This is a genomic window from Serratia sp. CY31944 (assembly GCF_052169175.1).
GTDB lineage: Bacteria > Pseudomonadota > Gammaproteobacteria > Enterobacterales > Enterobacteriaceae > Serratia > Serratia sarumanii.
Genome location: NZ_JBJNLG010000002.1, coordinates 73,734 through 92,971, shown reverse-complemented (window position 1 = coordinate 92,971; position 19,238 = coordinate 73,734). Strand labels below are relative to the sequence as shown.

At 61.7% G+C, this 19,238-nt stretch carries 15 protein-coding genes; 9 read left to right on the top strand and 6 right to left on the bottom strand.

Annotated features, from left to right (window positions below; translation table 11 throughout):
- Window positions 1-55 precede the first annotated feature (55 nt).
- Genes ACJ8IN_RS02790 through ACJ8IN_RS02780 form a run of 3 tightly spaced genes read left to right on the top strand, consistent with a single transcriptional unit; the run spans window position 56 to window position 2,868 of the window.
- On the top strand, window positions 56-1,246 hold the full coding sequence (locus ACJ8IN_RS02790) for an NAD(P)/FAD-dependent oxidoreductase (RefSeq protein WP_039568868.1): 1,191 nt from the start codon (window positions 56-58) through the stop codon (window positions 1,244-1,246).
- Window positions 1,243-1,638, top strand: coding sequence for a hypothetical protein (locus tag ACJ8IN_RS02785; protein WP_080437600.1), 396 nt, complete (start codon window positions 1,243-1,245; stop codon window positions 1,636-1,638). Before ACJ8IN_RS02790 ends, ACJ8IN_RS02785 begins: the two co-directional genes overlap by 4 nt.
- A 36-nt stretch (window positions 1,639-1,674) precedes the next feature.
- Window positions 1,675-2,868, top strand: a complete 1,194-nt coding sequence (locus ACJ8IN_RS02780; protein WP_049234092.1) for a methionine gamma-lyase — start codon at window positions 1,675-1,677, stop codon at window positions 2,866-2,868.
- A 36-nt stretch (window positions 2,869-2,904) separates the two neighbouring features.
- Here the strand turns inward: ACJ8IN_RS02780 and ACJ8IN_RS02775 are convergent, their stop codons facing one another.
- From ACJ8IN_RS02775 to ACJ8IN_RS02760, 4 genes are all read right to left on the bottom strand, one after another.
- Window positions 2,905-4,299 (bottom strand): amino acid permease, encoded by a 1,395-nt coding sequence (locus tag ACJ8IN_RS02775; protein ID WP_033652933.1) that lies wholly within the window; start codon window positions 4,297-4,299, stop codon window positions 2,905-2,907.
- Between the two features lie 102 nt (window positions 4,300-4,401).
- Entirely contained in the window at window positions 4,402-5,937 is a 1,536-nt protein-coding gene (gene hutH, locus ACJ8IN_RS02770; RefSeq protein ID WP_033637148.1) for a histidine ammonia-lyase, read from the bottom strand.
- A complete protein-coding gene (gene hutU / locus ACJ8IN_RS02765; protein ID WP_025159649.1) occupies window positions 5,934-7,625 on the bottom strand; it encodes a urocanate hydratase in 1,692 nt (563 codons plus the stop codon). The genes hutH and hutU overlap by 4 nt, the downstream gene beginning before the upstream one ends.
- A 379-nt stretch (window positions 7,626-8,004) precedes the next feature.
- The gene (locus ACJ8IN_RS02760) at window positions 8,005-9,345 is read right to left on the bottom strand and encodes an MFS transporter (RefSeq protein ID WP_033637149.1); all 1,341 of its coding nucleotides are present in this window, start codon (window positions 9,343-9,345) and stop codon (window positions 8,005-8,007) included.
- Window positions 9,346-9,671: 326 nt separating this feature from the next.
- On the opposite strand from ACJ8IN_RS02760, the gene queE reads away from it, so the two are divergent.
- Entirely contained in the window at window positions 9,672-10,343 is a 672-nt protein-coding gene (gene queE / locus ACJ8IN_RS02755; RefSeq protein WP_103772785.1) for a 7-carboxy-7-deazaguanine synthase QueE, read from the top strand.
- A 29-nt stretch (window positions 10,344-10,372) separates the two neighbouring features.
- Here the strand turns inward: queE and queD are convergent, their stop codons facing one another.
- Complete coding sequence (gene queD / locus ACJ8IN_RS02750; protein ID WP_004932638.1) at window positions 10,373-10,732, bottom strand: 6-carboxytetrahydropterin synthase QueD; 360 nt, start codon at window positions 10,730-10,732, stop codon at window positions 10,373-10,375.
- 436 nt (window positions 10,733-11,168) lie between these two features.
- On the opposite strand from queD, the gene cysJ reads away from it, so the two are divergent.
- The 3 genes from cysJ (at window position 11,169) to ACJ8IN_RS02735 (ending at window position 15,482) form a co-directional block, all read left to right on the top strand.
- The gene (cysJ, locus tag ACJ8IN_RS02745) at window positions 11,169-12,971 is read left to right on the top strand and encodes an NADPH-dependent assimilatory sulfite reductase flavoprotein subunit (protein ID WP_033652936.1); all 1,803 of its coding nucleotides are present in this window, start codon (window positions 11,169-11,171) and stop codon (window positions 12,969-12,971) included.
- A complete protein-coding gene (gene cysI / locus ACJ8IN_RS02740; RefSeq protein WP_308325430.1) occupies window positions 12,971-14,686 on the top strand; it encodes an assimilatory sulfite reductase (NADPH) hemoprotein subunit in 1,716 nt (571 codons plus the stop codon). The genes cysJ and cysI overlap by 1 nt, the downstream gene beginning before the upstream one ends.
- A 61-nt stretch (window positions 14,687-14,747) precedes the next feature.
- Window positions 14,748-15,482 carry a phosphoadenylyl-sulfate reductase gene (locus ACJ8IN_RS02735; protein ID WP_016929052.1) on the top strand — a complete coding sequence of 245 codons (735 nt, stop codon included), beginning with the start codon at window positions 14,748-14,750 and terminating at the stop codon, window positions 15,480-15,482.
- A gap of 55 nt (window positions 15,483-15,537) precedes the next feature.
- Here the strand turns inward: ACJ8IN_RS02735 and ACJ8IN_RS02730 are convergent, their stop codons facing one another.
- On the bottom strand, window positions 15,538-16,608 hold the full coding sequence (locus ACJ8IN_RS02730) for an aminopeptidase (protein ID WP_049196060.1): 1,071 nt from the start codon (window positions 16,606-16,608) through the stop codon (window positions 15,538-15,540).
- Between the two features lie 261 nt (window positions 16,609-16,869).
- Here ACJ8IN_RS02730 and cysG point away from each other — a divergent pair, with 261 nt between their 5' ends.
- Together cysG and cysD are read left to right on the top strand one after the other, a co-directional pair.
- The gene (cysG, locus tag ACJ8IN_RS02725; protein WP_060423378.1) at window positions 16,870-18,300 is read left to right on the top strand and encodes a siroheme synthase CysG; all 1,431 of its coding nucleotides are present in this window, start codon (window positions 16,870-16,872) and stop codon (window positions 18,298-18,300) included.
- A gap of 22 nt (window positions 18,301-18,322) precedes the next feature.
- Entirely contained in the window at window positions 18,323-19,231 is a 909-nt protein-coding gene (gene cysD / locus ACJ8IN_RS02720) for a sulfate adenylyltransferase subunit CysD (RefSeq protein WP_004932620.1), read from the top strand.
- Window positions 19,232-19,238: the final 7 nt, after the last annotated feature.

The window sequence follows — 19,238 nt, the reverse complement described above, 5'->3', positions numbered from 1 at the left end:
CATCCTCACTATGCCTTAATACTGCCGGCTTGCTGGCCGGTTGAGCGAGGGCTTGATGCGACAGCGAATCGTCATTGTCGGCGGCGGAACCGGCGGCACCATCCTGGCCAATGTATTGGCCGAAAAATTGCACCGAGAAATTATTAATAATAAAGTCGAGTTATTAATGATATCGGATTCACCGCTGCATTATTACAAACCGGCGTTTATGTATGTGGCGTTCAATACTTTTTTCAAGCAGGAACTCACGCGCTCACAGCGGAGTTTATTGCGCCCTGAAATACAATTCATTGTTGATAAAGCGGAATCTTTCGATTTAACACAGCGAAATATAGCCACGCAAAGCGGTAAAATTTATTCCTATGACTTTCTGGTCTTTGCTACCGGCTGCGTCCCCTGGCCGGAGCGTATCGAAGGGCTGGCGCAGGCGGGCGATCATTTTTACCAGTATCAGGCCGCCAGGCGGTTGGCGCAAAAACTGGCGACTATCGAGAAAGGGCGTATCTTCATCACCGTTTCCTTCCCTGAAACCCCCAACGTGCCTCACCAGTGCGGCATCGCGCCGATCGAAACCACCTTGATGCTGGATGACTACCTGCGGCGGCGCGGCGTGCGTAAGGCGGTGGAGATCGTTTATACCTATCCGACCATTTCCCAATTGCTGCGCAACTGCCTGTTTTTGCAGCGCCCGACCGGCGAAGCGCTGCCCGCCATTTTTGCCGCGCGCGATATCCGTCACCAGCGCGGTTTTACCCTCAGCCGGGTGGACGCACAGCGCAACATCGCCTATTCCGCCGAGGGGGAGGAACAGCCGTTTGACATCCTGATGGCCACGCCGCCGATCCGGGCGGTGGAAGCGGTGCGCAACACCGGCCTGAGCGATATTCAAAACGGCGAGGGGTGGTTGCCGACCGATCACCAAACGCTGCAGGTGTACGGCCAGCAGGGCGTATACGTGATAGGCGACACCGTGGATCTGCCGGTCAGCAAGGCAGGCGGTTCTTGCCACAATCAGGCGCCGGTGATCGCCGACAACATCGTGGCGGAAATACGGCTGGGGCAAACGGTCAGCCATTACGACGGCAAGGTGCAGGCGGTCGCGCAAATGGGGCTGAATGCCGGCATGCCGCTGGTGTACGACTACCGTCACGACGTGCTGCCGACCCCGGCCACCAAGGTGGGCGGCATGCTGCGCAACGGTTTTAACCGCGGTCTGTATTGGGCCACGGTAAGGGGGCTGATATGACGGAAAGCACGGTGCATGGTGATGAACTCCAATCGCTGGCGGGCTTGCTGGAAAAACTGCGGCCGCTGCTGGCCGGCGGGCGGCTGGACAACGTGGTCGATCTGCTGTCGTTGCTGTCGGACGTAGTAGATATCGCCGACAACGCGCTGGTGGAAAAACTGGCCGGCGTGTTCGAAGGGCTGGTTACGGTCGGTTGGGAGGGAGGGACTGCGTTGAAGATGGCGCACAGCGAGCTGCAATTGAGCCCGCCGCCCGCCAATTTTCGTGCGGCTTACGCCTTGCTGAAGCAGCCGGACACCCTGCTGGGCGTCATGCTGCTGCTGCGCACTCTGCAAATTATCGGGCGGCGTACACGGGATGGCGCATTGCCGCCGGATGCTTCCGATGAATAATTGAATCGGCTTCGTTCACTCAGATAAGGAGTCGTTATGTCCGGCAAACTTGACCATGCCTTCGCTACCCGCGCTATTCATTATGGCTACGATCCTCAGCAGCATCAGGGGGCGCTGTGCCCGCCGGTGTTTATGAGCTCCACTTTTACCTTTCCCACGGCGGAATATGGCGGCGCTTGCTTTGCCGGCACCGAACCGGGGTATTTCTATTCACGTATCGCCAACCCGACGCTGAATCTGCTGGAGCAGCGCATCGCCAACCTCGAAGAGGGGGAAGCGGCGGTGGCGTTCTCTTCCGGCATGGGGGCGATCACCGCCTGTTGCTGGACGTTGCTCAGCCCGGGTGATGAGCTGATCGTCGATGAAACGGTGTATGGGTGCACCTTCAGCTATTTTCATCACGGTCTGGCGCGCTTTGGCGTCAAGATAACCCATGTTGATCTGACCCGGCCGGAGCGGCTGGCCGCCGCGATCGGTAGGCGCACCCGGCTGGTGTATTGCGAAACCCCGGCCAACCCCAACATGCGACTGATCGATATCGCCGCAGTGGCGGAGATTGCACACCGGCATCAGGCGTTGCTGCTGGTGGACAACACCTACTGTACGCCGTACCTACAGCGGCCGCTGACGCTGGGCGCCGACATCGTGGTGCACTCGGCCACCAAGTACCTCGGCGGCCACGGCGATCTGCTGGCCGGGCTGGCGGTGACGAGCGAGGCGCTGGCGCAGACGATCCGGCTTGAGGGGCTGAAGGACATGAACGGGGCAGTGCTGTCGGCGCAGGATGCTGCGCTGGTACTGCGTGGTTTGAAAACCTTGCCGCTGCGCATGGATCGTCATTGCGATAACGCGCAGCGTCTGGCGGAGATGTTGGCGGAGCATCCTGCGGTCGAGCGGGTGTATTATCCCGGCCTGACGAACTTCCCGCAGCATGCGTTGGCGCAGCGGCAAATGGCGCGCCCCGGCGGCATGCTGGCGTTTGAACTGCGAGGCGGCATGAGTGCAGGCATTCGCTTCCTCAATGCGCTGCAGCTCATCTTGCGCGCGGTCAGCCTGGGCGATTGCGAAAGCCTGGCGCAACACCCGGCCAGCATGACGCACTCGGCCTACAGCCCCGAAGAGCGGCGGCGCCATCATATCAGCGAGGGATTGGTGCGGTTGTCCGCCGGGCTGGAGGCGTTTGACGACTTGCAGGCGGATGTCCTGCAAGCATTGGCGCAGGCGCATTAAAAAACCCGCCGCAGCGGGTTTTATCAGAAGCGAGCGTTACATCTGTTGCGTTGCCGCGGTCACCGGTGAACCCCCGCCTTTCTTGCGCACCCACAGCCAGTAAGCCACGGTGAGTAAAGCGATCCACACCAGCCCGACGTACAGCGCGATGCGGCTCTCTTCGAAGTAGCCGAGCAGGCCGATGACGAATGCCATAAATGCGGTCGCCAATGCCGGCGCCACCGGCCACCACGGCACCGGGAAGCTCAACTGACGAGTTTCTTCCGGCGACAGCGTGCGGCGCATGACGATCTGCGACAGCAGGATCATCAGCCACACCCAGACGGTGGCAAAGGTGGCGATCGAGGCGATGATCATGAAGACCTTCTCCGGGATCAGGTAGTTGAGCACCACCGCCAGCAGCAGGGCGACCGACATCACCAGCACCGTCATCCACGGCACGCCGCTGGCGGTCAGTTTGGTGAAGCTGCGCGGCGCCTGGCCGTCCTGCGCCATGCCGTACATCATGCGGCCGGCGCCGAAGATGTCGCTGTTGATGGCCGAGATGGCGGCGGTGATCACCACCACGTTCAGCACGTTGGCGGCGGAGCTGATGCCGAGGTTGCTGAAGATCTCAACGAACGGGCTGCCGTTCTGGCCGATGCTGTTCCACGGGTAGATCGCCATCAGCACCGTCAGCGTCAGCACGTAAAACAGCAGGATGCGCACCGGCACGGCGTTGATCGCTTTCGGCAGCACTTTGGCGGGGTCTTTCGCCTCGCTGGCGGTAATGCCGATGATCTCGATGCCGCCGAAGGCGAACATCACCACCGCCAATGACGCGACCACGCCGCCGATGCCGTTGGGCATAAAGCCGCCGTGCTGCCACAGGTTACTGATACCGGTAGCGTGCTGGGCTTGGCCGAAGCCGAACAGCATCACCGCCGCGCCGCCGACGATCATCGCCACGATGGCGGCGACCTTGACCAGCGACAGCCAGAATTCCAGCTCGCCGAACACCTTGACGCTGCACAAATTGAGCGCGCCGATAAACAGAATGATGCTGAGCACCCAGACCCACTGGGCGACGTCCGGGAACCACAGCCCCATATAAATGCCGAAGGCGGTGACGTCCGCCAGGGCGACGATCACCATTTCGAAGGTGTAGGTCCAACCGGTGAGGAACCCGGCCAGCGGGCCGAGATAGTGGCTGGCGTAGTGGCCGAACGAGCCGGAAACCGGCTGGTGCACCGCCATTTCACCCAGCGCGCGCATCACCATGAACACCGCTGCGCCCCCCACCAGGTAGGCCAGCAGCACGGCCGGGCCGGCCAGCTGGATGGCGCCGGCGGAGCCGTAGAACAGGCCGGTGCCGATCGCCGAGCCGAGAGCCATGAAACGGATGTGCCGCGCGTTTAGTCCGCGTCTGAGTTGTGTTGTTTCGTTACGCATGTTGCTTCCCGTTAAGTGTTTGCCGAACAGGCACGCGCTGCCCGCGCCGGGTGGAACGCACCCGGCGGGGCAGAACAAACTGCGTGATTCAGTGTGTGATGATTATGCCTGGCTAGGCAGCAGCGCCGCAGGCAGCAGCGATGTCAGGTGACCGGCCGCCAAGAGTTGGCTGGCGGCTTCAATGTCGGGGGCGAAGAAACGATCCTTGTCGTAGAAACTGACATGCTCGCGCAGCAGACGGCGCGCCTGCTCCAGACCTTCCGAGGTCTTCAGGCCGTTGCGAAAATCCAGGCCCTGGCAGGCGGCCAGCCATTCGACCGCCAGAATGCCGCGCACGTTGTCCGCCATGATCCACAGGCGGCGACCGGCGGCCGGCGCCATGGAAACGTGGTCTTCCTGGTTGGCGGAGGTCGGAATGCTGTCGACGCTCGACGGGTGCGCCAGCGCTTTGTTTTCGCTGGCCAGCGCCGCGGCGGTCACCTGGGCGATCATGAAGCCGGAGTTCACGCCGCCGTTTTCCACCAGGAACGGTGGCAGTTGCGACATGTGTTTGTCCATCATCAGCGAGATGCGGCGCTCGGACAGCGAACCGATTTCGGCGAACGCCAGCGCCAGGTTATCGGCGGCCATCGCCACCGGCTCGGCGTGGAAGTTGCCGCCGGACAGCACGTCGCCCTGTTCGGCGAACACCAGCGGGTTATCCGAGACGGCGTTGGCTTCAATTTCCAGCACCTCGGCGGCCTGGCGGATCTGCGTCAGGCAGGCGCCCATCACCTGCGGCTGGCAGCGCAGGGAGTAAGGATCCTGCACTTTTTCGCAGTTGCGATGCGAGTCGGAGACTTCGCTGCGCGCGCCGAGCAGGTGGCGGTAGGCGAGGGCGGCGTCGATCTGGCCGCGCTGGCCGCGCACCTCGTGGATACGCGCATCGAACGGGCTGCGAGAGCCCAGCGCCGCTTCCACCGTCAGGCTGCCCGCCACGGTCGCGGCGGCGAACAGGTCTTCGGCATCGAACAGGCCGCGCAGCGCGAAGGCGGCGGAGACCTGGGTGCCGTTCAGCAGCGCCAGGCCCTCTTTCGCCGCCAGCGTCAGCGGTTTCAGGCCGGCCTTGGCCAGCGCTTCGGTCGCCGGCAGCCATTGGCCCTGATGGCGCGCCTGGCCTTCGCCCAGCAGCACCAGGCTCATGTGCGCCAGCGGCGCCAGGTCACCGGAGGCGCCGACCGAGCCCTTCAGCGGAATATGCGGATAAACTTCGGCGTTGACCAGCGCGATCAGCGCCTGGATGACTTCCAGACGAATGCCGGAGAAGCCGCGCGACAGGCTGTTGATCTTCAGCACCATGATCAGGCGCACCAGATTGTCGTCGGTCGGTTCGCCCACGCCGGCGGCGTGCGACAGCACGATCGAACGCTGCAGGTTTTCCAGATCGTCGCGGGCGATGCGCGTCGAAGCCAGCAGGCCAAACCCGGTATTGATGCCGTAAGTGGTGCGGTTTTCTTCAACGATGCGTTCCACGCAGGCCACGCTCTGCTGGATTGGCGCGTAGGCGTTGTCGTCCAGCGTCAGCGTCACCGGGTGTTGATAGACGTCGCGTAGCTGGGCCAGCGTCAGTTTGCCTGGGCGAATAGTCAGCGCTTTCATGCTTTTTCTCCTTGGGTCGCGGCAACCATCGGCAGGTTCAGGCCTTGCTCACGGGCGCAGTCGATAGCGATATCGTAACCGGCGTCGGCGTGACGCATGACCCCGGTAGCCGGGTCATTGTGCAGGACGCGGGCGATGCGCTCGGCGGCTTCGTCGGTGCCGTCGCAGACGATCACCATGCCGGAGTGTTGGGAGAAGCCCATGCCGACGCCGCCGCCGTGGTGCAGGGAAACCCAGGTGGCGCCGCTGGCGGTGTTCAGCAGGGCGTTGAGCAACGGCCAGTCGGAAACCGCATCGGAACCGTCTTTCATCGCTTCGGTTTCACGGTTCGGGCTGGAAACGGAGCCGGAATCCAGGTGATCGCGGCCGATGACGATCGGGGCGGACAGTTCGCCCCGGCGCACCATTTCGTTGAACGCCAGGCCCAGCTTGGCGCGCTGGCCGAGGCCAACCCAGCAGATGCGCGCCGGCAGGCCCTGGAAGCTGATGCGCTCGCGCGCCATGTCCAGCCAGCGGTGCAGGTGTTCGTCATCCGGGATCAGCTCTTTCACCATGGCGTCGGTTTTGTAGATGTCCTGCGGATCGCCGGACAGCGCCGCCCAGCGGAATGGCCCGATGCCGCGGCAGAACAGCGGACGGATGTAGGCCGGCACGAAGCCCGGGAAGTCGAAGGCGTTGTCGACACCGGTTTCTTTCGCCATCTGGCGAATGTTGTTGCCGTAGTCGAAGGTCGGCACGCCCATCTGCTGGAAGGCCAGCATGGCTTTGACGTGATCGGCCATCGACTGCTTGGCGGCGGCGACCACTTTGGCCGGCTCGGTCTGGGCGCGCTGGCGATATTCTTCCCAGCTCCAGCCCTTCGGCAGGTAGCCGTTCAGCGGATCGTGGGCGCTGGTCTGATCGGTGACCATGTCCGGGCGCACACCGCGGCGAACCAGCTCAGGCAGGATTTCCGCCGCGTTGCCGCACAGGGCGATGGAGATGGCTTTGCCTTCCGAGGTGTATTTTTTGATGCGTGCCAGCGCGTCGTCCAAATCTTTAGCCTGCTCATCGACGTAGCGGGTTTTCAGGCGGAAATCGATGCGGCTCTGCTGACATTCGATGTTCAGCGAGCAGGCGCCCGCCAGCGTCGCGGCCAGCGGCTGCGCGCCGCCCATGCCGCCCAAACCGGCGGTCAGCACCCAGCGGCCCTGCAGGCTGCCGTCGTAATGCTGGCGGCCCGCTTCGACGAAGGTCTCATAGGTGCCCTGAACGATGCCCTGGCTGCCGATGTAGATCCAACTGCCGGCGGTCATCTGGCCGTACATGGCCAGGCCTTTGGCGTCCAGCTCGTTGAAGTGTTCCCAGGTCGCCCAGTGGGGCACCAGGTTGGAGTTGGCGATCAGCACGCGCGGCGCGTTGCTGTGGGTTTTGAAGACGCCGACCGGCTTGCCGGACTGCACCAGCAGGGTTTCGTCTTCCTCCAGCGTTTTCAGCGTTTCGACGATCTTGTCGTAGCAATCCCAGTCGCGCGCGGCGCGGCCGATGCCGCCGTACACCACCAGCTCGTGTGGGTTCTCCGCAACTTCAGGATCGAGGTTGTTCATCAGCATGCGTAACGGCGCTTCGGTCAGCCAGCTTTTTGCGTTTAATTGTGTGCCGCGTGGCGCGCGTACATCGACATTGCGAACTTTGTTATTTGTAGTCACAGCAGTTTCCTCAAACAGTATCGGTGCAGATTCCATGCCGCGGTGGGGGATGAGTACCACGGCATAACAATGCGTAGGGTTTATTAACATATACTTGTATGTACAAGCATATGCAACACTGACCAGTTGCCGCTGAAAAGTGGCATAAGAAAAAGTTATTTTCTTTTTATATCAGTTTGATATGCGATTTTTTATCGCCGGTTTCATGTATGGAAAGCCGGAGAAAAGTGAGCTGTTCGGCAAAAATGAATTAAAAATGACTCATTTTTGGGCGGCTAGTCACAATATTTTTACAGACTGATTACAGTTGCGGCCAGGGGATAAACAAACCCTATCGCCGCAGGGAAAAAGCCCGCCGTCGGTGGCGGGCTTGTCAGGGTCAGGCCGCCGGTTGCAGCGTCGGTTTGCGGCTCATTTTGCATACCGTGGCGATGGCGGCGATCAGCGCCGGCACGCACAGGAACATCAGGATGCTCTGCACCTCCCACTGCATCGCCAGCAGTTGGGCGCCCATCATGGTGCCGGCGACGCCGCCGAAGCGGCCGATGCCCTGCATCCAGGCGATGCCGGTGGCGCGGCTGTGGGTGGGGTAGAAGGTGGCCGCCAGCGTTTGCAGCCCGGACTGCGCGCCGTTCATGGTGACGCCCATCAGGAAGATGAAGGCGCCCAGCAGCACGATGTGTTTGTCCTCGGTCGCCATCGCCACGATCAGCAGGGCAGTGGCGACAAAGCCGCTCGAGACCACCTTATGCGCGTTCCAGCGATCCATCAGCCAGCCGGCCACCAGGATGCCAAGCGTGCCGCCGAAGGTGAACAGCGAGGTGAGCATCGCCGATTGCTCCAGCTGGTAACCCAGCCCCTGCATCAGGATCGGCATCCAGCTCAGCAACACGTAGTAGATTACCAGCCCCATAAAGTAGGTCAGCCACAGCATCAGCGTGCCGAGCAGGTAAGGGCGGCTGAACAGCAGGCCGACGCTGGTCTTGGTGTGCGTAAGCTTTTCTTCGTACAGGTAAAAACGCGTCACGCCGTCCAGGCTCTGGCTGACGAAGCGCTGTGCGATGCGCTTGATCTTCGCCGCATCCTGCCCGCGGTTGACCATGTATTTGACCGATTCCGGCAGCAGCAGGATCAGCAAAACCGTCAACGCCAGCGGCGCAATGGCGCCGAGCAGCAGCACGCTGTGCCAGCCGTAGCTCGGGATCAGCCACGATGAAATGGCGCCGCCGCCGGCCGCGCCCAGCGGGAAACCGCAGTACATGGTGTTGATCGCCAGCGAACGGCAGCGCTGCGGCGCGTATTCGGAGATCAGCGTGATGGCGTTGGGCATCGCCGCTCCCAGCCCGAGGCCGGTGAGAAAGCGCCACAGCGTCAGGCTGTTGAGCGAGCCGGCGTAGGCGGTGGCCAGGCTCGACAGGCCGAAGAACAGGCAGGAAAACACCAGCACGCGCTTGCGGCCGATGCGGTCGGAGATTGGCCCGGCGATCAGCGCGCCGAGCGACAGCCCCAGCAGCGCGGCGCTCAGCACCGGCCCCAGATCCTGTTTGACGATGCCCCAGTCTTTAGCGACCGAGGGGGCGATATAGCCCATGGCGGCGGTATCGAAACCGTCGATGGCGAGGATCAGGAATCCGAGAATGATCAGGGTCCAGTGAAACAGCGAAAACTTGCTGTCGTCGATGGCCTGCTGAATGTTCAACTCGCTGGTGGAATGAGTCATGGCACCCTCTAAACGCAGATGTAGTCGTGATGGATGGAACGTGGCCGAAACTGACGCTCGGCTTGTGTTTGCTTGTATATACATCTGCGCGTCGGCGCTTTATGTCAAATATATTTATCTTATGCGTTAAATAAATGTTGTTTTTGCGAAGCGGGTTACACCGTGAATGAAAGGCCAAAGCCCGACTCACAAATTAAATGAACGCCGTGGGTGGTGAGATATGCTGGCGGCGGCGCGGAGAATAAAATTTAATACAATGTTGGCCGTTTGGTCGCCGGGCCGGAATCTGCGATAATCGCTTTTTACTTTTCCAGATTGAGAAACCGATGCAGTACCCGATCAATGAGATGTTCCAAACCTTGCAGGGCGAAGGCTTCTTCACCGGCGTGCCGGCCATTTTTATCCGCTTGCAGGGCTGCCCGGTAGGGTGCAGTTGGTGCGACACCAAACATACCTGGGAAAAGGAAGCCAATCGGGAAGTCGACCTGCAACGGATCCTGGTCAAAACAGAGGAAAGCGACGCCTGGGGCAACGCCAGCGCCGAGCAGCTGTTGGCGGTGATGCGCCAACAAGGTTACACCGCGCGCCATGTGGTGATCACCGGCGGCGAACCCTGCATCTACGATCTGGCGCCGCTGACCGAGCTGTTCGAACAGCATGGCTACGGCTGCCAGATTGAGACTAGCGGCACCCACGACATTCGCTGTTCCGCCAAAACCTGGGTGACGGTTTCGCCGAAGGTGAATATGCGCGGCGGCATGAAGGTGCTGGTTCAGGCGCTGCGGCGCGCCGACGAGGTGAAGCATCCGGTGGCGCGCGAGCGCGACATCGAGGCGCTGGACGCGCTGCTGGCGACGCTGCAGGACGACAAGGCGCGCATTATCGCGCTGCAGCCGATCAGCCAGAAAGAAGAGGCGACCCGCCTGTGCATCGAAACCTGCATCGCGCGCAACTGGCGGCTGTCGATGCAGACCCACAAGTATCTGAACATCGCCTAAAATCAGGGCGCCCTTGGGCGCCCTTTCTTTTAACCTTTATATACGCATCCCGCAGTACAGGTCTCTTTCACCATCACCGCAGTCAGTTCCGGCAACTGGGGCTTGAGCTGCTGCCAAATCCAGGCGGCGAGCACTTCGCTGGTGGGATTTTCCAATCCTGGAATATCGTTCAGATAATGGTGATCCAGCCGCTCCCAGATCGGGGAAAACACAGCCTTGAGCTCGGCGAAATCCATCACCCAACCGGTGTGGGGATCCACTTCACCGGTCACTTCCAGACGCACCATAAACGAATGCCCATGCAGACGGCCGCATTTATGGCCCTCCGGCACGTGGGGCAAACGGTGTGCGGCTTCAAACTGAAAATCTTTAAACAGCGTGGTTGCCATTATTACGGCCTCATTGACTCAAAAACCGCCGCATAGTACCGGAAAGCGCGTCTGCTTGCCATTTATACCGTTATGGTCTACCGCCACGGCAAACGCATCCGGTTAACACTTTTTTTGTTTGGTGTTTGCGGCACCTATCGGCTGGGGTAATGAGCCGAAATGTTGAACGGTGAAAAAACGATGAAAAAAAGCGCTTTAATTTCATCTGGATAAAAAACTTTGTTTAACGGTTTAAGCGTTATCCATTACCGGAAAAACAGCTTAGTCATTTTGGTTATGATTTATTGCTATCCCTTATTTAATCGTTGCTATTCTGCTCGGTAACCTTACAAACTCTCCTGATCTTTTCCGCACACCCGACGCAGCGAAGAGACAGCGACTGACACTGGCGCGCGCCTGGCAGGAAAGGCGCTAAGTATAGGAAATAAGTACAGCAATGACGACTCAGGCTCCTCCAACATCTTTGCTCCCGCTGACGCCCGAACAGCTGGCGCGCTTGCAGGCGACGATCGGCGACTATTCGCCGACGCAGCTGGCGTGGCTGTCCGGCTATTTTTGGGGCATGGTCAATCAACAGCCCGGAGCCGTGGCCATTGCGCCTGTCGCCCCTGCGGCTGCCGCCGGCATCACCATCATTTCCGCTTCGCAGACCGGCAATGCGCGCCGCCTGGCGGAGCAGCTGCGCGACGATCTGCTGGCCGCCAATCTGAGCGCCACGCTGATCAGCGCCGGCGACTACAAGTTCAAGCAGATAGCTCAAGAGCGCCTGCTGGTGATCGTCGCCTCTACGCAGGGGGAAGGCGAGCCGGCGGAAGAAGCGGTGGCGCTGCATAAATTCCTGTTCTCGAAGAAGGCGCCGAAGCTGAATGACACCGCTTTTGCGGTGTTCGGGCTGGGCGACACCTCTTATGAGAATTTCTGCCAGTCTGGTAAGGATTTCGACGGCAAGCTGGCCGAGCTGGGCGCCGAGCGCCTGGTGGAGCGCGTGGACGCCGACGTGGAGTACCAGGAACTGGCCGCCGCCTGGCGCAAACAGGTGGTGTCGGTGCTGAAGGCGCGCGCGCCGGCGGAAAGCGCCGCACCGGGCGTGTTGGCCAGCGGCGCGGTCGATCTGATCGACAGCAGCCCGTACAGCAAGGAACAACCGCTTACCGCCCAGCTTGCGGTCAATCAGAAAATTACCGGCCGCGCGTCGGATAAAGACGTGCGCCATATCGAAATCGATCTGGGCGACTCCGGCCTGCGCTATCAGCCGGGCGATGCGCTCGGCGTATGGTTCGACAACGATCCGGCGCTGGTGGACGAACTGGTGCAGCTGTTGTGGCTGAAAGGCGACGAGCCGGTCGAGGTGGAAGGGCAAACCCTGCCGCTGGCGCAGGCGCTGCGCAGCCATTTCGAGCTGACGCAGAACACCACGCCGATCGTCGATAAATACGCCGCGCTGTCGCGCGACGAAACGCTGATCGGCCTGTTGGCGGATAAAGCTGCGCTGCAGCAGTACGCGCACAACACGCCGATCGTCGACATGGTGCGTCAGGCGCCGGCGGATCTGAGCGCCGAACAGCTGGTCGGCCTGCTGCGCCCGCTGACGCCGCGTCTGTACTCCATCGCCTCTTCGCAGGCGGAGAACGAAAGCGAAGTCCACATCACCGTGGGCGTGGTGCGTTACGACATCGACGGGCGCGCCCGCAGCGGCGGCGCCTCCGGCTTCCTGGCGGATCGCCTGGAGGAAGACGGCGACGTGCGGGTGTTTATCGAACACAACGACAACTTCCGCCTGCCGGCCAACCCGGAAACGCCGGTGATCATGATTGGCCCGGGCACCGGCATCGCGCCGTTCCGCGCCTTTATGCAGCAGCGCGACGCCGACGGCGCCAGCGGCAAAAACTGGCTGTTCTTCGGCAACCCGCACTTCACCGAAGATTTCCTGTATCAGGTCGAATGGCAGCGCTACGTGAAAGACGGCCTGCTGACCCGCATCGATCTGGCCTGGTCCCGCGACCAGCAACATAAAATATACGTACAAGACAAACTGCGCGAACAGGGCGCGGAAGTGTGGCGCTGGATTCAGGAAGGCGCGCACATTTACGTCTGCGGCGATGCCAATCGCATGGCGAAAGACGTGGAAAACACATTACTGGAACTGGTGGCCGAGCACGGTGGCATGGATACCGAGCAGGCGGATGAATTTTTAAGTGAGCTGCGCCTTGAGCGCCGTTATCAGCGAGATGTTTACTGATGAGTGATAAACACCCCGGGCCTTTGGTAGTCGAAGGCAAACTGGCCGATGCGGAGCGCATGAAGAAGGAGAGCAACTTCCTGCGCGGCACCATCGCCGAAGATTTGAACGACGGCCTGACCGGCGGCTTCAACGGCGACAACTTCCTGCTGATCCGTTTTCACGGCATGTACCAGCAGGATGACCGCGATATTCGCGCCGAACGCGCCGAGCAGAAGCTGGAGCCGCGCCACGCCATGATGCTGCGCTGCCGCCTGCCGGGCGGCATCATCAGCCCGCAGCAGTGGCTGGGCATCGACAAGTTCGCGCAGGAGAGCACGCTGTACGGCAGCATTCGCATCACCAACCGCCAGACGTTCCAGTTTCACGGCATTCTGAAAGGCAACGTCAAACCGGTGCACCAGCTGCTGAACCGTCTGGGGCTGGACGCGTTGGCGACCGCCAACGACGTTAACCGCAACGTGCTGTGCACCTCCAACCCGGTGGAATCCGAGCTGCATCAGGAAGCCTACGAGTGGGCGAAGAAGATCTCCGAACACCTGCTGCCGCGCACCCGCGCCTACGCTGAGGTGTGGCTGGATCAGGAGAAGGTGGCCACCACCGACGAAGAGCCGATTCTGGGGCCGACCTACCTGCCGCGCAAATTCAAAACCACGGTGGTGATCCCGCCGCAGAACGACGTCGATCTGCACGCCAACGACATGAACTTCGTGGCGATCGCCGAAAACGGCAAGCTGGTAGGCTTCAACCTGCTGGTGGGCGGCGGGCTGTCCATCGAACACGGCAACAAGAAGACCTACGCGCGGCAGGCCAGCGAATTCGGCTACATTCCGCTCGAGCATACGCTGGCGGTGGCGGAAGCGGTGGTGACCACGCAGCGCGACTGGGGCAACCGCACCGATCGCAAGAACGCCAAAACCAAATACACGCTGGAGCGCGTCGGGGTGGACGTTTTCCGCGCCGAAGTGGAAAAGCGCGCCGGTATCACCTTCGCGCCGGTCCGGCCGTATGAATTCACCGGCCGCGGCGATCGCATCGGTTGGGTGAAGGGCATCGACGATCAATGGCACCTGACGCTGTTTATCGAGAACGGCCGCCTACTGGACTATCCGGGGCGTCCGCTGAAGACCGGCATGGCGGAGATCGCCAAGATCCATAAAGGCGACTTCCGTCTGACGGCGAACCAAAACGTGATCATCGCCGGCGTGCCGGCAAGCGAGAAGGCGAAGATCGAAGCCCTGGCGCGCGATCATGGCCTGATCGACGACGAGATCAGCGAGCAACGCAAGAACTCGATGGCCTGCGTATCGTTCCCGACCTGCCCGTTGGCGATGGCGGAGGCCGAGCGCTTCCTGCCGCAGTTCGTCACCAAGGTGGAAGGGATCATGCATCGGCACGGGGTGGGCGACGAGCATATCGTGCTGCGCATCACCGGCTGCCCGAACGGCTGCGGCCGCGCGCTGCTGGCGGAGCTGGGGCTGGTGGGCAAGGCGGTCGGCCGCTATAACCTGCATTTGGGCGGCAACCGCGAAGGCACGCGCATTCCGCGCATGTACCGCGAGAACATCAGCGAAGACGAGATCCTGAACGAGATCGACCTGCTGGTGGGGCGCTGGGCGAAGGAGCGCAACGCCGGCGAAGGCTTCGGCGACTTCACCGTTCGCGCGGGCATCGTCAAACCGGTGCTGGATCCGGCGCGAGATTTCTGGGAGTGAGGCCGGGCGGCCCCTGGGCAGAGGGGCCGCACAGGTAATTTCAAGTAGCAGGAGAGACAACATGGCTGAATTCGATCTGGCGGCGCTGAACGCGTTGCCCAAATCCGGGCAGGCGCTGGCATTGGCGGTGGTCAACGGCCAACTGGAGACCCTCAGCGCCGAACAGCGCGTTGCATGGGCGCTGGAGCATCTGCCCGGCGAGTTCGTACTCTCGTCCAGTTTCGGCATTCAGGCGGCGGTATGCCTGCACCTGGTGACGCGCATCCGGCCGGATATCCCGGTGATCCTGACCGACACCGGTTACCTGTTCCCGGAAACCTACCGCTTTATCGATCAACTGACCGACCAGCTGAAGCTGAATCTGCAGGTGTTCCGCGCCGAACAGTCTCCCGCCTGGCAAGAGGCGCGCTACGGCAAACTGTGGGAGCAGGGCGTGGAAGGGATTGAGAAGTACAACCAGATCAACAAGGTCGAGCCGATGAACCGCGCGCTGGAGACGCTGGGGGCGCAGAGCTGGTTCGCCGGCCTGCGGCGCGAGCAGTCCGGCAGCCGCGCCAATCTGCCGGTGCTGGCGGTGCAGCGCGGGGTGTTCAAGATCCTGCCGATCATCGACTGGGACAACCGCAAGATTTACCAGTACCTGACCGAACATGGGCTGAGCTATCACCCGCTGTGGGAGCAGGGCTACCTGTCGGTAGGCGATACCCACACCACCCAGAAGTGGGAGCCGGGCATGAGCGAGGAAGAGACGCGTTTCTTCGGCCTGAAGCGCGAGTGCGGCCTGCACGAAGGCTAAACGGCGCGATCAACATGACGGGGCTCAGCAATGCTGGGCCCTGTTTTTTTGCGGGCTACTTTTTCTTCTGTGCTTTCGGTGGGTGCGCCTGCGCCAGCTCTTTGATCAGCGGTAGCAGGATCTGCACGCTTTCGCGGCTGCGTTTGTCGATCCGCCCCGGCAGATAGCGATCCAGATACTGCAGGTTGTCGTACTGCGGGCGGTGCCAGGTGATGCCCTGCGGGAAGTGCGGGCTGACGGCGCGCTGCTGGTAGCCGTCCTTGTCGCCCAGCGACCAGTTGGTGGCCTCCACCGACAGCACCGGGATGCCTGCGGCGTCGAACACCTCTTGATCGGAGCAGCAGCCGGTGCCCTTCGGATGCTGGGCGCTGCCCGGATTGCTGGCGGCGGCGATGCCGTAGCGGTGGGCGATATCCAGCGCGCGATCGCGGGAGCGTTTCGCCATTTGCGGCGGCGTGTTGCGCCCGGCGTTGAAGTACAGACGATCGCCGGTGATCAGGCTGTCGAGGTTGATCACCAGCACGGTGTTGCTTTTCTCTTCCGCGCTCATGCGTTGCAGGTAGTTCTGTGCGCCCAGCGAGCCGAGCTCTTCGGCACTGGTGGCGACGAAGCGCAGGCCGTAGGCGGTGGGGATGCTTTTCAGGCGCTCCGCCAGTTCCAGCATCACGCCGATGCCGGAGGCGTTGTCGTCGACGCCCTGCAGCGTCAGGCCGCCGAGATTGTTATCCAGGTCTTCGTCGCTCTGCGGCGTGTAGGTGTCGAAGTGGGCGACAATCACTATTTGTTTCGGGCTGTCGCCGTTGCGGGCGGCGATCACCGAGCTGGCGGTGACGTTGTTCCAATTCTTCTTGCCGTCTTTGCTGGTGTAGAGATAGCGCGTGTTGACGCTGCGAATATCGCTTTGATAACCCATCTTGCTGAACTGCTGCTTCAGGTAGTCGGCGGTGAGCAATTCGGCCGGGCTGCCCGCCATGCGGCCGGGGAAGTAAGTGGCGATGTGGCGGGTCTGTTCGGCGGCGAAACGGCCCATTGGCGCGTCTTTTGCGGGCTGTGCGGCACAAACGCTGAAGACGCCGCCGAGTGCGAGGGCCAGCAGGCTGGTCTTCAGGTAAAAACGGGAAAACATACCGAAAAATCCTTCTTTGCTATCGGCGCTGCCGATCATTTTTCTTCGGCACCCAGTATGAGACGCCGGGCGGCATTACACAATTTCCCCGTCTCTTAATTTTCGCGCGAATGCGCAAACCGTCGCCGCAGTTATCACCGTTTGCCTCTGGCGTTGCGGCCTATATTCCATAAAGGAACTAATCATTCCTTTTCGTCATTTCAGAGGCTAAATCTCAGCCCGTATAGTCACACTATCTTTCTGTTATATGAAAAGGCTGTTGTGGACTATCTACCAATATTCGCCGATCTGAAACAACGTCCGGTGCTGGTCGTTGGCGGCGGTGACGTGGCTGCGCGCAAAGTCGATCTGCTTCAGCGCGCCGGGGCTGAAATACGGATAGTTGCGCAGTCGCTCTCACCGGAACTGGAACAACAACGTCAGCAAGGGCAACTGCTCTGGCTGGGGAAAACCTTTGACCCGCAACAGCTGGACGAGGTGTTTCTGGCGATCGCCGCCACGGACGACAACGCGCTGAACGCCGCGGTGTTCGCCGAGGCGGATAAACGCCGGGTGTTGGCCAACGTGGTGGACGATCAGCCGCGCTGTTCGTTCATTTTCCCGTCGATCATCGATCGCTCGCCGCTGGTGGTGGCGGTGTCGTCCAGCGGCCAGGCTCCGGTGCTGGCGCGGTTGCTGCGCGAAAAGCTGGAGGCGTTGCTGCCCGCCAGTTTGGGGCAGATGGCGCAGGTGGCGGGCCGCTGGCGCGGCCAGGCCAAACAGCGGCTGGCCTCGATCGGCGAACGTCGTCGTTTCTGGGAGAAAACCTTCGGCGGCCGTTTCGCCACGCTGGTGGCCAACGGCCAGACGGCGCAGGCGGAGCGGCAGCTGGAGCAGGATTTGCAAAGCTTCGCCGCAGGCGATGAAGGCGTGCAGGGCGAGATAGCCCTGGTGGGCGCCGGGCCGGGCGACGTGGGGCTGTTGACCCTGCGCGGGCTGCAGGTGATGCAGCAGGCGGACGTGGTGCTGTATGACCACCTGGTCAGCGGCGAGATCCTCGATCTGGTGCGCCGCGACGCCGAGCGCATCTGCGTGGGCAAGCGCGCCGGCGCGCACTCGGTGATCCAGGAAGAGACCAACCGGCTGCTGGTGGAGCTGGCGCAGCAGGGCAAACGCGTGGTGCGCCTGAAGGGCGGGGATCCGTTCATCTTTGGCCGCGGCGGCGAAGAGCTGCAGGTGGCCGCCGCCGCCGGCATTCCGTTTCAGGTGGTGCCGGGCGTCACGGCCGCCGCGGGGGCGACCGCCTACGCCGGCATTCCGCTGACGCACCGCGACCACGCGCAGAGCGTGACCTTTATCACCGGCCACTGCCGCCCCGACGGCGATGGCCTGGACTGGGCCGATCTGGCTCGGGCGCGGCAGACGCTGGCTATCTACATGGGCACCATGAAGGCGGCGGACATCAGCCAACGCCTGATCGCCCACGGCCGCGCTGCCGATACGCCGGTGGCGGTGATCAGCCGCGGCACGCGCGCCGATCAGCAGGTGCAGATTGGCACGCTGGATCAACTGGAACATCTGGCCCAACGGGCGCCGCTGCCGGCGCTGCTGGTGATTGGCGAAGTGGTGGAACTGCACCATCAAATCGCCTGGTTCGGGCATCAATCGCAGACGGAAGGGGCCGCGCGCCCGGCCGTCGTGAATTTGGCATAGGCAAGGCTTTTAAGGATCTGTTATGGACGAAAAACGACTCACTCATTTGCGGCAATTGGAGGCGGAGAGTATCCATATCATCCGTGAAGTCGCCGCTGAATTCGCCAACCCGGTGATGCTGTATTCCATCGGTAAAGACTCTTCCGTGATGCTGCATCTGGCGCGCAAGGCGTTCTTCCCCGGCACGCTGCCGTTCCCGCTGCTGCACGTCGATACCGGCTGGAAGTTCCGCGAAATGTACGAATTCCGCGATCGCACCGCGAAGGAGTACGGCTTCGAGCTGCTGGTGCATAAAAACCCGGAAGGGGTGGCGATGGGCATCAACCCGTTCGTGCACGGCAGCGCCAAGCATACCGACATCATGAAGACCGAGGGCCTGAAGCAGGCGTTGAACAAGTATGGTTTCGACGCCGCCTTCGGCGGTGCGCGGCGCGACGAGGAGAAATCGCGCGCCAAAGAGCGTATCTATTCGTTCCGCGATCGCTTCCACCGCTGGGATCCGAAAAACCAGCGGCCGGAGCTGTGGCACAACTACAACGGCCAGATCAACAAAGGGGAGAGCATCCGCGTCTTCCCGCTGTCGAACTGGACCGAGCTGGACATCTGGCAGTACATCTTCTTGGAAAAGATCGACATCGTGCCGCTGTACCTGGCGAAACCTCGCCCGGTGGTGGAGCGCGACGGCATGCTGATGATGGTGGACGACGATCGCATCGATCTGCAGCCGGGTGAAGTGATCAGCCAGCGCATGGTGCGTTTCCGCACCCTGGGGTGCTGGCCGCTGACCGGCGCGGTGGACTCGCAGGCGCAAACCCTGCCGGAGATCATCGAAGAGATGCTGGTCTCCACCACCAGTGAACGCCAGGGGCGGATGATCGATCGCGATCAGTCCGGCTCGATGGAGCTGAAAAAGCGTCAAGGGTATTTCTAAGGAGCCG

Coding starts and splice junctions, on each gene's coding strand:
- queD (WP_004932638.1), bottom strand. CDS start 10,732: ATGGCAACCACGCTGTTTAAAGATTTTCAGTTTGAAGCCGCACACCGT.
- ACJ8IN_RS02760 (WP_033637149.1), bottom strand. CDS start 9,345: ATGACTCATTCCACCAGCGAGTTGAACATTCAGCAGGCCATCGACGAC.
- cysI (WP_308325430.1), top strand. CDS start 12,971: ATGAGTGATAAACACCCCGGGCCTTTGGTAGTCGAAGGCAAACTGGCC.
- cysD (WP_004932620.1), top strand. CDS start 18,323: ATGGACGAAAAACGACTCACTCATTTGCGGCAATTGGAGGCGGAGAGT.
- ACJ8IN_RS02790 (WP_039568868.1), top strand. CDS start 56: ATGCGACAGCGAATCGTCATTGTCGGCGGCGGAACCGGCGGCACCATC.
- ACJ8IN_RS02735 (WP_016929052.1), top strand. CDS start 14,748: ATGGCTGAATTCGATCTGGCGGCGCTGAACGCGTTGCCCAAATCCGGG.
- ACJ8IN_RS02785 (WP_080437600.1), top strand. CDS start 1,243: ATGACGGAAAGCACGGTGCATGGTGATGAACTCCAATCGCTGGCGGGC.
- ACJ8IN_RS02730 (WP_049196060.1), bottom strand. CDS start 16,608: ATGTTTTCCCGTTTTTACCTGAAGACCAGCCTGCTGGCCCTCGCACTC.
- ACJ8IN_RS02780 (WP_049234092.1), top strand. CDS start 1,675: ATGTCCGGCAAACTTGACCATGCCTTCGCTACCCGCGCTATTCATTAT.
- ACJ8IN_RS02775 (WP_033652933.1), bottom strand. CDS start 4,299: ATGCGTAACGAAACAACACAACTCAGACGCGGACTAAACGCGCGGCAC.
- cysJ (WP_033652936.1), top strand. CDS start 11,169: ATGACGACTCAGGCTCCTCCAACATCTTTGCTCCCGCTGACGCCCGAA.
- queE (WP_103772785.1), top strand. CDS start 9,672: ATGCAGTACCCGATCAATGAGATGTTCCAAACCTTGCAGGGCGAAGGC.
- hutH (WP_033637148.1), bottom strand. CDS start 5,937: ATGAAAGCGCTGACTATTCGCCCAGGCAAACTGACGCTGGCCCAGCTA.